A 12,214-nucleotide genomic window follows, 5' to 3' on the forward strand; every position below is an offset into this window, starting at 1 on the left:
ACCCGACCTCGATACGCGGTAGAGTGGTGTGCGTTGACCGGACTGGACTCCAGTCGCACCCGCCCGTGCAGGGGCCGGTACGGACCTGTGTCGGGTGTCGTGGACGGGATAGCCGGTCGACGCTGCTGCGCCTCGTCGTGGTGACGGATGACCGGGGAAGATCCACGGTCACGCCGGATCCGCGACGTCGCTTGCCGGGTCGTGGGGCATGGCTCCACGCCGACATCGCCTGTCTGGACCTCGCCGTCCGGCGGCGGGCCTTCTCGCGTGCCTTCCGGTGCCGGGTCGACGGGTCCGACGCCCTGCGCGCCTGGATCGCGGACGAAGCGCAGCGATCAGCAGTACTGACCAACTGATTCGTACGTACAGCAACCGAGAGCGGGTTTGACGCTGATGAGCACCCGATGAGTACTCAGCAATGAGCATTCACCTCAACTGACGACGGTCCGCGCCTTCTCCCCGGTACGGACCCAGAGAAGGAGAAACGTGGCAAAGGTCCGTGTCCACGAGCTCGCCAAAGAGCTCGGGGTTTCCAGTAAGTCCCTCCTCACCCACCTGGGTGACATGGGAGAGTTCGTGAAGTCGGCAAGTTCGACGATCGAGGCGCCGGTCGTGCGTCGGGTGAAGGACAACCCGCCCGCCGCCGACCCCAAGATGAAGAAGGCCCAGGGCAAGAGCCCCGCGCCGGCGTCCTCGGCCAAGCCGGGACCCGCCAAGCCGGGCCCCAAGGCACCCGCCGCCGAGCCGGCAGCGCCCGCCGAGGCGGCAGCGCCCGCCGAGCCGGCCCAGCCCCCGGCACCGGCGGCGCCGACCCCCGGGCCGCGGCCCGGTCCCGCGGCTCCCGCCGCCCCGCAGACGTCGGCCGAGACCCCTGCCGAGACGCCCGCTACCGAGACGCCCGCTGCCGAGCAGCAGGCACCCGAGCAGCAGGCCCCCGAGGCGCCCGCAGCGCCCGAGGGTGGTGCGACCCCGCAGGCCCCGGCTGCCGCCACACCCGGCCCGAAGCCGCCCACGCCCGGTCCGCGGCCGACGCAGGCCAAGCCGGGGAATGCCCGTTCGGGTCCCCGCCCGGGCAACAACCCCTTCGCCTCCAACCAGGGCATGGGCACCCGTCGTGACGGGGAGGGTGGCTCCGGCCCCCGTCCCGGGAACAACCCCTTCGCCTCCAGCCAGGGCATGCCGCGTCCGGGACAGCGTCCCGGGGGCCGTGGCGGCGCCCAGGGTGGCCAGGGCGGTCCGCGTCCGGCGGCCCGTGAGGGTGCCGGTACCGCTGGCCCGCGGCCCGCGGGTGGTGCACGTCCCTCGCCCGGCATGATGCCGGCCAGCTCGGCCGTCGCCCGGCCGGGAGAGCGTCCCGGTGGCCGTGGTGGTCCCGGTGCCGGTCGTGGCCGTCCCGGCGGTGGCGCCGGTGGCCGTCCGGGCGGTGGCCCCGGTGGGTACCGCGGTGGCCCCGGTGGCCGTGGTGGCACCCAGGGTGCCTTCGGTCGCGGCGGCGGCAAGCGCAAGCAGCGCAAGTCGAAGCGGGCGAAGCGCGCCGAGTTCGAGCAGATGTCGGCGCCGTCGGTCGGCGGTGTCGTCGTTCCCCGCGGCAACGGCTCGACCGTGGTGCGGGTGCGCCAGGGCGCCTCGATGAGCGACTTCGCGGAGAAGATCGACGCGAACCCGGCGTCGTTGGTCACCGTGATGTTCAACCTCGGCGAGATGGCCACGGCGACCCAGTCGCTGGACGAGGACGCCTTCCAGCTCCTCGGCGCCGAGCTCGGCTACGTCATCGAGATCGTCTCCCCGGAGGAGGAGGAGCGTGCGCTCTTCGAGTCCTTCGACGTCGACCTCGACATCGGGGTCGAGCACGAGGACGAGGAGAACCTCGAGGCCCGTCCGCCGGTCGTCACCGTCATGGGTCACGTCGACCACGGAAAGACCCGCCTGCTGGATGCGATCCGCAACGCGGAGGTGGGCTCGGGCGAGGCCGGTGGCATCACCCAGCACATCGGTGCCTACCAGATCCACACCGAGCACGAGGGTGACGAGCGGGCCCTGACCTTCATCGACACCCCCGGTCACGAGGCCTTCACCGCCATGCGTGCCCGTGGTGCGAAGGTCACCGACATCGCGATCCTCGTCGTCGCCGCTGACGACGGCGTCATGCCGCAGACCATCGAGGCGCTCAACCACGCCCAGGCCGCGGACGTGCCGATCGTCGTCGCCATCAACAAGATCGATGTCGAGGGCGCCGACCCGGCGAAGATCCGTGGCCAGCTCACCGAGTACAACCTCGTGGCCGAGGAGTACGGCGGCGACACGATGTTCGTCGACGTCTCCGCCAAGCAGGGGGAGAACATCGACTCCCTCCTCGAGGCCGTGCTGCTCACCGCGGACGCGGCACTCGACCTGCGGGCCAACCCCGGGCGCGATGCTCGTGGTGTCGCCATCGAGGCCAACCTGGACAAGGGACGCGGCGCCACGGCGACCGTCCTCGTCCAGTCGGGCACGCTCCACGTCGGCGACGCGATCGTCACCGGCTCGGCCTACGGTCGTGTGCGCGCCATGCTCGACGAGCACGGCAACCAGCTGAAGGAGGCGGGTCCCTCCCGTCCCGTGCAGGTGCTCGGGCTGTCCTCCGTGCCGCGGGCCGGCGACACCTTCGTCGTCTCCCCGGACGACCGGACGGCTCGCCAGATCGCGGAGAAGCGCGAGGCGGCCGACCGTCAGGCGAGCCTGGCCAAGGCCCGCAAGCGGATCAGCCTCGAGGACCTCGACAGGGTCATCGCCGAGGGCAAGATCGACACCCTCAACCTCATCCTCAAGGGTGATGTGTCGGGTTCGGTCGAGGCGCTGGAGGATGCGCTGATGCAGATCGACGTCGGCGACGAGGTCGACCTGCGGATCATCGACCGCGGCGTCGGGGCGATCACGCTGAACAACGTCAACCTCGCCGTGGCCTCCGACGCGATCATCCTCGGCTTCAACGTGCGGGCCGAGGGGCAGAACGCCGACGTCGCCGAGCGTGAGGGCGTGGAGATCCGCTACTACGGCGTGATCTACCAGGCCATCGAGGAGATCGAGCAGGCGCTCAAGGGCATGCTCAAGCCGGAGTACGAGGAGGTCGAGCTCGGCACGGCGGAGATCCGCGAGGTCTTCCGCTCGAGCAAGTTCGGCAACATCGCCGGGTCGATCGTCCGCAGCGGCCTGATCAGGCGCGGGGCCAAGGCACGCATCACCCGTGAGGGTGTCGTGCTCACCGAGGGTCTCGAGCTCACCGGTTTGCGGCGGTTCAAGGAGGACGTCACCGAGGTCCGCGACGGCTTCGAGTGCGGTATCAACCTCGGCAGCTTCAACGATGTCCGCGACGGTGACCTCATCACCACCTACGAGATGCGCGAGAAGCCGCGCGCCTGAGCGGTGTTCGATGACGAAGGGGGGCGAGCAGCGCGAGCTGCCCGCCCCCCTTCGTCAGTCGTCGGGTGTGTTGTCCCCGCGCGCGGGGACAACGTGCGTAGGCTGTGGCCTGCGCAGCCAGCGTGATCGACTTCTGCCCAGAGATCTGAGAGAGCATGACGACGCCACCCCCTCCGCCCCCACCCCCGGGCAACGGTCCGGGCGGGAACCAGCCCTTCGATCCCGCCGGCTCGGGACCGGGTCCCGCGGGTCCGCCCCCGCCGTCCTACGGGTCGGCCCCCGGTCAGCCCCCGCAGGCGCCGCCGCCGGCTCCCGGAGGCGCACCGCAGGGTGGCAGCAACAAGGGCAAGATCATGTCGATCATCTCGATCGTCACCGGTGTCCTCGGCCTGTGCTATGCCACGTGCTTCGTCTTCGGTGTCGCCGCTCTCGTCCTGGGCATCCTCGCCAAGAAGGACGCAGAGCAGACCGGTGACACGTCGGTTCGCACGATGGCGCTGATCGGAATCGTCCTCGGTGGCATCGGTCTCGCCCTGGGCGTCCTCGCGGTGATCCTCCAGCTCGCCGGTGTCGACGTCTACACCTTCGACTTCGAGACCTCCTGAGTCGAGGTCTCATCCGCGACGCCCCCGGTCACGACACCGGGGGCGTCGCCGTCCAGGAGAGTGACCGACGATGAGCAGCCCTCCACCACCGCCGCCCCAGGGTCCGGGCTCCCCGCCGCCGTACGGGCCGCCCTCCCCGCCGCCGTACGGCCCACCCTCCCCGCCGGGGTACGGGACCCTGCCGCCGGCGGGACCCCCGGGAGCGCCCCCGCCACCCCCGGGCTACGGCGGTGGGTCCTCGGGTGGCAACGACACCCCGAAGACCCTGGGGATCGTCTCGATCGTGCTCGGGGCCATCGGGATCCCCGCGGCGTGCTGCTGCTGGCCCGTCGGGGCGCTCTTCGCCGTCGGGGCCTTCGTGTGCGCCGGCATCGGCCTGTCCCAGACCAAGGATCTCCCGCGCTCGGACGCCAAGCCCCTCCTCGTCGCAGGGCTGGTGCTCGGGGGCGTCGTCGTCCTCCTGACGCTCCTGTCGCTCGTCCTCGGCCTGGCCTCCGTGATGTCGGACGTCACCACCTTCTGACGCACCCGGCCGCGCGCTCGGCCCTCGGTTCCCACGGACCGGGGGCCGTCGCATACCGTGGGGGAGTCCCCACTTCAGCCCCTCACCGGAGGTGTGCCATGGCCGACCCGGCCCGCGCCCGCAAGATCGCCGACCGCATCAAGGAGGTGATCGCCGCCAACCTGCACCAGGTCATCAAGGACCCCGACCTCGGGTTCGTCACGATCACCGACGTGCGGGTGACCGGCGACCTCCAGCACGCCTCGGTCTTCTACACCGTCTTCGGTGACGACGCCCAGCGCGAACGCAGCATGGAGATCATGCGAGCCCACCGCGGCAAGCTGCGCTCCCTCGTCGGCAAGCAGCTCGGGATCCGGCTCACGCCGACGCTCGACCTCTTCGTCGACGGACTGCCGGAGACCGCCTCGCAGATCGAGGACCTGCTCGCCTCGGCCAAGGAGCGCGACGAGGAGCTCGCCCGGGCCCGCAGCACGGCCAGTCCCGCCGGCGAGGCCGACCCGTACCGCACCAAGGAGGACGAAGGGGAGGACCTCCCCCCTTCGTCGCGGGAGTGAACGACGGCCTGGTCGTCGTCGACAAGCCGGCCGGTTGGTCGAGTCACGACGTCGTCGCGCGCAGCCGCCGGCTCTACGGCACCCGCAAGGTCGGCCATGCCGGCACCCTCGACCCGATGGCCACGGGCGTCCTCGTCCTCGGCATCGGCCGGGGGACGAAGCTGCTGACCTTCCTCGTGGGCGTCGACAAGGCGTACACCGCAACGATCCGACTGGGGCAGGCGACGATCACCGACGACGCCGAGGGGGAGATCACCGCCACCGGCGACGTCGCCGGGATCGGACGGTCCGCCCTGGAGGCCGCGGTCACCGGCCTCACGGGCGACCTCGAACAGGTGCCGAGCGCCGTGAGCGCGATCAAGGTCAAGGGCGAGCGCTCCTACGCCCGCGTGCGCGCCGGTGAGGACGTCGAGCTGCCGCCCCGCCCGGTCACCGTCTCCCGCTTCGAGGTCCTCGACGTGCGCCCCGCGGTGGGTGAGGGACCGGAGGGTCCCGTCGACGTCCTCGACGTCGACGTGGAGGTCGAGGTCTCGTCCGGCACCTATGTGCGGGCGCTGGCCCGGGACCTCGGGGAGGGCCTGGGCAGCCGGGGCCACCTGACCGCGCTGCGCCGCACCCGGGTCGGTGGCCTGACCCTCGAGCACGCGCACACGCTCGACGCGCTGTCCGCACTGCGGGAGGCCGGGGGTGAGGCGGGCGACCTGCCGATGACCCCGCTCGCCGAGGCCGCCCGCGCGGCGCTGTCCACGCGCGGGATCACCCCCGAGCAGGCCCGGTCGCTGGGCTTCGGCCAGCGCATCCCGAGCGCCGAGCCGGGCCGCACCGACCCGGTGGCGGCCCTCGACCCGCAGGGCGACCTCATCGCGGTGCTCGACGAGTCACGATCCACCGCACGAGCCCACGTCGTCTTCGCGCCCGCCAGTTCGTAGAGTGGTGCCTCGTGCAGCAATGGTCATCCCCGAACGCCACCCCGCCGCAGCTGCGGCCGTGCGTGGCCACCTTCGGCAACTTCGACGGGGTGCACCGCGGCCACCGCGCCATCCTCGATGAGCTGATCCGGCAGGGCGAGCAGCGTGAGCTGCCCGCCGTCGTCGTGACCTTCGACCCCCACCCGGTGGAGGTGCTGCACCCGGACCGGGCGCCGGAGCTGATCGCCCCGGGCGCGCTGCGTGATCAGTTGCTCGCCGAGGTCGGCGTGGACGGGCTCCTCGTCATGCCCTTCACCTACGAGTTCGCCCAGACCTCAGCGGTCGACTACATCGTCGACACCTTCGTCACCGGTCTCGGCGTCGAGATCCTCGTGGTCGGCGCGGACACCAAGGGCTTCGGCGCCGGGTACACCGGGGACGTCGACCTCATCCGCGAGCTCGGGGAGCAGCACGGCTTCGATGTCGTCGTCATCGCGGACCAGGGCGACGGCGAGCGGTGGTCCTCCTCCGCCGTGCGCGGGCACCTCGCCGCGAGCGAGGTCGAGGAGGCCGCGACGATCCTCGGCCGCCCCCACCGCGTCGTCGGGACGGTCGTCCACGGTCACCACCGCGGTCGCGACCTGGGGTACCCCACCGCGAACCTCGACCCCGGCGCCCTCGGCCTCGTCCCGAGCGACGGCGTCTACGCCGGGTGGCTCACCCGCCTCGACCTGGCCGAGGGGAGCGCGGACCGGCGGCTTCCGGCGGCCATCTCGGTGGGGATCAACCCGACCTTCGACGGGGAGGTCCGCGTCGTCGAGGCCTACGTCCTCGACCGCACCGACCTCGACCTCTACGGCGAGCAGGTGGCCGTCGACTTCGTCGGGCACGTGCGGCCGACCCTGCGCTTCGACTCCATCGACGAGCTGCTCGACGCCATGGCTGCCGACGTCGAGCGCACCCGCGCTCTCCTCGGTGACCGTTCGTCCGCATCTGCCTAGGCAGATGCGCGCATGGTGACGCCCGCTCCGCATCTGCCTAGGCAGATGCGAAAGGGGGGCGGGCGGGAGCTCGCGGAGCGGTTGCTGCGCTCGGACCTCGTCCTCATCGCCGCCGCCCTGACCGCCTCCGTCCTCGGCGCGCTGCTCGTCCACTCGGCCACCCGGCACGAGTTCGGCTCTGCCTACCTCGTGCGGCACCTGCTCAACCTGACCATCGGCGTGGCCATCGCCCTGGTCGCGGTCCGGATGGACCGGGCGATGCTGCGGGCGCTGGCCCCCGTCGTCCACCTCGCGGGGATCATCGGGCTCGTCCTCGTGCTCACCCCGCTCGGCTCCGAGGTCAACGGTTCCCGGTCGTGGATCCAGGTGCCCGGCGGGTTCTCCATCCAACCGAGCGAGCTGGCGAAGGTCGGGCTGTGCGTCGCGCTCCCGATGCTGCTCGCCCCTGCCGCGGAGCGCCGTCAGCGTCCGGGGGCGCGCGCGATCCTCCTCGCCGGACTCGTGACGGGTGTCCCCGTCCTCCTCGTCCTGGCCCAGCCCGACCTCGGCTCCGCCCTCGTGCTCGTCGCCCTCGCGCTCGGCGTGCTCGTCGTCTCCGGGGCGTCGTGGCCGTGGCTGCTCGGGGTCGTCGTCGCGGGCGTGGGCGCGGTCGTCGCGGCCTTCACCACGCCCCTGCTCAGCCCCTACCAGCAGGACCGGCTCACCACCTTCCTCGACCCCGGCACCGACCCCAGGGGCATCGGGTACCAGACCCAGCAGGTGCGGTCGGCGATCTCGGGCGGCGGGTGGGGCGGTCAGGGGCTGCACTCAGGTGACCTCACGAGCACCGGCGCGATCCCCTTCCAGGAGACCGACTTCATCTTCTCGGTGGCGGGGGAGGAGCTCGGCTTCGTCGGAGCAGCCTTCGTCATCCTCGTGCTCGGGCTGATCGTCGTCCGCATCGCCCTCGCGGGCACCCGCAGCCAGGACCCCTTCGTCCGCCTCGTGTGCTGGGCCGTCGCGACGTGGTTCGCCGTCCAGGCGATGGAGAACATCGGGATGAACCTCGGGCTCCTGCCGGTCACCGGGCTGCCGCTGCCCTTCCTCTCCTACGGCGGGTCATCGATGTTCGCCTGCTGGGCGGCCATCGGGATCGTCATCGCCGTCACCTCCGCGACCCCGGGGTCGCGGAGGTGAGGACGCCACCGGCGCAGGGCCGTTCGTCTCCCTCGAGGTCACCAATGTGTGACGTTGCGGACGTCGGGTACTGACACGGGGCCTACTCGTGGGTCATGATGCGTCCACTGCCAGCCCACGAAGGAGTGGACGCACCGTGTCCCAGCCCGACCCCCGCACGCCCGCCGACGAGACCTTTGACGCCAGCGTCTTCGAGGACCGAGCTCCCTCCGTGGGGCACCTCCTGCGCGACCGCATCGCCGCCACCCCAGAGCGCACCGCCTACTCATACCCGGCGGGCATCGCCTGGGACGAGCTGACCTGGGCCCAGATCGGGGAGAAGGTGTGGGCGCTCGCGGCCGGCCTCGTCGACCTGGGCATCCAGCCGGAGGACCGCGTCGCGCTGGCCTCGAGCACCCGGATCGACTGGGTGCTCGGTGACTACGCGATCATGGCCGCCGGAGCGGCGACCACGACGATCTACCCGACGTCGATCAGCGACGACGTCGCCTTCATCATCGACAACTCCGGCTCGACGGTCGTCATCGCCGAGGACGCCGAGCAGGTCGCCAAGCTGCGTGAGGTCCGCGACGCGATCCCGGACGTCACGACCGTGGTCGTCATCGACCCCCAGGGCGTCGACCTCGACGAATGGACGATCACCTTCGCCGACCTCGAGGAGCGTGGCGCCGCCCGGCTCGCCTCGGAGCCGGGGCTCGTCGACGCCCGGATCGACGGCACCGGCCCCGGGTCGCTGGCCACGATCATCTACACGTCGGGCACGACCGGACGGCCGAAGGGGGTGCGCCTGCTCCACTCCGCGTGGACCTACCAGGGTGCGGCGACCCGGGCGACCGGCATGCTCAGCGCGGACGACGTGCACTACCTGTGGCTGCCGTTGTCGCACGTCTTCGCGAAGGTCCTGCTCCTCATCAGCACCGACGTGGGCATGCACACCGCGGTCGACGGACGGTTGGACAAGATCGTCGAGAACCTCGGGGAGGTCCGGCCGACCTTCATGGCCGCCGCCCCGCGGATCTTCGAGAAGGTCTACGCGACGATCTCCCTGAGCATGGCGGCCGAAGGGGGAGCCAAGGCCAAGATCTTCGACTTCGCCTCGGGCGTCGCCCGCGACGTCTCGAAGGCGCGCTCGGAGGACCGCAAGGTCGGCGTCCTGCTCGGGCTGAAGCACACGATCGCCGACAAGCTCGTCTTCGCCAAGGTCCGCGAGCGCTTCGGCGGCCGGGTGCGCTTCTTCATCTCCGGGTCGGCCGCGCTCAACCAGGACGTCGCCCACTGGTTCAACGGTGCCGGTCTGACCATCCTCGAGGGCTACGGCCTCACCGAGACCTCGGCGGCGGCCACCGTCAACCGGCCCTACGCCCTGCGCGTCGGGAGCGTGGGGTGGCCGACCCAGCGGACCGAGATCATGGTCGCCGAGGACGGGGAGATCCTCATCCGCGGCGAGCACGTCATGGAGGGGTACCACAACAACCCCGAGGCCACGGCCGAGGTCCTCGGCCCCGACGGCTGGTTCCACTCCGGTGACATCGGCGAGATCGACGAGCGGGGCTTCATCAAGATCACCGACCGCAAGAAGGACCTCTTCAAGACGAGCAACGGCAAGTACGTCGCCCCCTCGCAGATCGAGGCCACCTTCAAGGGTCTGTGCCCCTACGTCGGCCAGTTCCTCGTCCACGGCAACAACCGACAGTTCGTCACGGCCCTGATCACCCTCGACGAGGAGGCCATCCGGCCCTGGGCCGAGGCCAACGGGATCCCGGACGCGAGCTACACGGAGATCGTCTCCTCGCTGCAGGCCCGCGAGATGGTCCAGTCCTACGTCGACGAGCTCAACGCCGGCCTGAACCGTCACGAGCAGATCAAGAAGTTCCACATCCTCGGGCGCGACCTCACGGTCGAGGACGGTGAGCTCACCCCCAGCCTGAAGCTGCGCCGCAAGGTCGTGGCGGACAAGTTCAAGGGCGACATCGACGAGATGTACCCGAGCTGATCGGCAGGGTCCGGTGCGCGGTGTTTGGGTCACTTGCGCACCGGACCTACCCTTGACCCATGTCCGGTGAGTCGATCTTCTCTGCGCTCGAGCCGCTGCTCGATCGGGTCAGCAAGCCCATCCAGTACGTGGGGGGCGAGCTGAACTCGACGGTCAAGGACTGGCACGTCGGTGGTCACGGCCCCGATGGTGACGACCTCACCGTCCGGTGGGCCCTGATGTACCCCGACGCCTACGAGGTCGGCGTGCCCAACCAGGGCGTGATGATCCTCTACGAGGTGCTCAACGAGCGGGCGGACGCGCTCGCTGAGCGCAGCTACGCCGTCTGGCCCGACATGGAGGCGCTCCTGCGCGAGCACGGGCTGCCGCAGTTCACCGTCGACGGTCACCGCCCGGTGGGGGACTTCGACGTCCTCGGTCTGAGCCTGTCCACCGAGCTCGGCTACACCAACATGCTCACGGCGCTCGACCTCGCCGGCATCCCGCTGCACTCCGCCGACCGCACCGACGAGCACCCGCTGGTCATCATGGGCGGCCACGCCTCCTTCAACCCCGAGCCGGTCGCCGACTTCATCGACGCCGCGATCATCGGCGACGGCGAGGAGGCCGTGCTGCAGGCGAGCGACATCCTCGCCGAGTGGAAGGCGCAGGGGCGCCCCGGTGGCCGGGTCGAGGTCCTGCGCCGGCTCGCCGCGACGGGCGGCGTCTACGTCCCCGCCTTCTACGACGTGGACTACCTGCCCGACGGCCGCATCCAGCGCGTCGTGCCCGCCGAGTCCGGCGTGCCGTGGCGGATCGACAAGCACACCGTCATGGACCTCGACGCGTGGCCCTACCCCAAGCAGCCCCTCGTCCCGCTGGCCGAGTCGGTCCACGAGCGGATGAGCGTCGAGATCTTCCGCGGCTGCACGCGCGGTTGCCGCTTCTGCCAGGCCGGGATGATCACCCGACCGGTGCGCGAGCGCTCGATCACCGGCATCGGGGAGATGGTCGAGCAGGGTCTGCAGTCCACCGGCTTCGAGGAGGTCGGCCTGCTCTCGCTCTCCAGCGCCGACCACTCCGAGATCGGTGAGGTCGCCAAGGGCCTGGCCGACCGCTACGAGGGCACCAATACCGGGCTGTCCCTGCCGAGCACCCGGGTCGATGCCTTCAACATCGACCTCGCCAACGAGCTGACCCGCAACGGGCGCCGCTCCGGCCTGACCTTCGCCCCCGAAGGGGGGTCCGAGCGGATCCGCAAGGTGATCAACAAGATGGTCACCGAGGAGGACCTCATCCGGACCGTCTCGGCCGCGTACGGCGCCGGCTGGCGCCAGGTGAAGCTCTACTTCATGTGCGGCCTGCCGACCGAGACCGACGAGGACGTCCTGCAGATCGCCGAGGTGGCCAAACGGGTCATCGAGACCGGTCGCGAGGTCGCCGGTCACAACGACATCCGGTGCACCGTCTCCATCGGTGGCTTCGTGCCCAAGCCGCACACCCCCTTCCAGTGGGCGGCGCAGCTCGGCGCGCAGGAGACCGACGCGCGCCTGCACCAGCTGCGCGATGCCATCCGCGCGGACAAGCGCTACGGGCGATCGATCGGCTTCCGCTACCACGATGGGCGGCCGGGCATCGTCGAGGGGCTGCTCTCCCGCGGTGACCGCCGGGTCGGCCGGGTCATCGAGCAGGTCTGGCGCGACGGTGGTCGCTTCGACGGCTGGAGCGAGTACTTCTCCTATGACCGGTGGATGGCCGCCGCCGACACGGCCTTCGAGGGCATGGACGTCGACGTCGCCTGGTACACCACCCGCGAGCGCGAGGAGTCGGAGGTCCTGCCGTGGGACCACATCGACTCCGGCCTCGACAAGGAGTGGCTCTGGCAGGACTGGCTCGACTCCCTCGACGAGACCGAGGTCGAGGACTGCCGTTGGACCCCCTGCTTCGACTGCGGTGTCTGCCCGCAGATGGGGACCGACATCGAGGTCGGCCCGACCGGCAAGACCCTCCTGCCCCTCACCGTCCTCGGCTCCGGCAAGGACTCGATGGTCCGCTCCTGACGCGCCGCCCCTCGGG

10 protein-coding genes are annotated in these 12,214 nt (G+C 71.0%); all 10 read left to right on the forward strand.

Annotation, left to right across the window (positions count from 1 at the left end):
• Positions 1 to 65 precede the first annotated feature (65 nt).
• The 10 genes from ACR9E9_RS08560 (at position 66) to ACR9E9_RS08605 (ending at position 12,198) form a co-directional block, all read left to right on the forward strand.
• Positions 66 to 356, forward strand: coding sequence for a YlxR family protein (locus ACR9E9_RS08560; RefSeq protein ID WP_435203615.1), 291 nt, complete (start codon positions 66 to 68; stop codon positions 354 to 356).
• Between the two features lie 130 nt (positions 357 to 486).
• Positions 487 to 3,399 (forward strand): translation initiation factor IF-2, encoded by a 2,913-nt coding sequence (gene infB, locus ACR9E9_RS08565; RefSeq protein ID WP_435198056.1) that lies wholly within the window; start codon positions 487 to 489, stop codon positions 3,397 to 3,399.
• Positions 3,400 to 3,554: 155 nt separating this feature from the next.
• Positions 3,555 to 4,004 carry a DUF4190 domain-containing protein gene (locus ACR9E9_RS08570; protein WP_435198057.1) on the forward strand — a complete coding sequence of 150 codons (450 nt, stop codon included), beginning with the start codon at positions 3,555 to 3,557 and terminating at the stop codon, positions 4,002 to 4,004.
• Positions 4,005 to 4,074: 70 nt separating this feature from the next.
• Entirely contained in the window at positions 4,075 to 4,527 is a 453-nt protein-coding gene (locus tag ACR9E9_RS08575; protein WP_435198058.1) for a hypothetical protein, read from the forward strand.
• A 98-nt stretch (positions 4,528 to 4,625) separates the two neighbouring features.
• Positions 4,626 to 5,081, forward strand: coding sequence for a 30S ribosome-binding factor RbfA (rbfA, locus tag ACR9E9_RS08580; RefSeq protein ID WP_435198059.1), 456 nt, complete (start codon positions 4,626 to 4,628; stop codon positions 5,079 to 5,081).
• Positions 5,078 to 6,010 carry a tRNA pseudouridine(55) synthase TruB gene (truB, locus tag ACR9E9_RS08585; RefSeq protein WP_435198060.1) on the forward strand — a complete coding sequence of 311 codons (933 nt, stop codon included), beginning with the start codon at positions 5,078 to 5,080 and terminating at the stop codon, positions 6,008 to 6,010. The genes rbfA and truB overlap by 4 nt, the downstream gene beginning before the upstream one ends.
• A gap of 11 nt (positions 6,011 to 6,021) precedes the next feature.
• Positions 6,022 to 6,990, forward strand: coding sequence for a bifunctional riboflavin kinase/FAD synthetase (locus ACR9E9_RS08590; RefSeq protein ID WP_435198061.1), 969 nt, complete (start codon positions 6,022 to 6,024; stop codon positions 6,988 to 6,990).
• Between the two features lie 12 nt (positions 6,991 to 7,002).
• Positions 7,003 to 8,166, forward strand: a complete 1,164-nt coding sequence (locus ACR9E9_RS08595) for an FtsW/RodA/SpoVE family cell cycle protein (RefSeq protein WP_435198062.1) — start codon at positions 7,003 to 7,005, stop codon at positions 8,164 to 8,166.
• Between the two features lie 136 nt (positions 8,167 to 8,302).
• Positions 8,303 to 10,159, forward strand: coding sequence for an AMP-dependent synthetase/ligase (locus ACR9E9_RS08600; protein ID WP_435198063.1), 1,857 nt, complete (start codon positions 8,303 to 8,305; stop codon positions 10,157 to 10,159).
• A gap of 59 nt (positions 10,160 to 10,218) precedes the next feature.
• Complete coding sequence (locus ACR9E9_RS08605; RefSeq protein WP_435198064.1) at positions 10,219 to 12,198, forward strand: TIGR03960 family B12-binding radical SAM protein; 1,980 nt, start codon at positions 10,219 to 10,221, stop codon at positions 12,196 to 12,198.
• Positions 12,199 to 12,214 lie beyond the last annotated feature (16 nt).

Source organism: Janibacter sp. GS2 (assembly GCF_051200835.1).
Taxonomy (GTDB): domain Bacteria; phylum Actinomycetota; class Actinomycetes; order Actinomycetales; family Dermatophilaceae; genus Janibacter.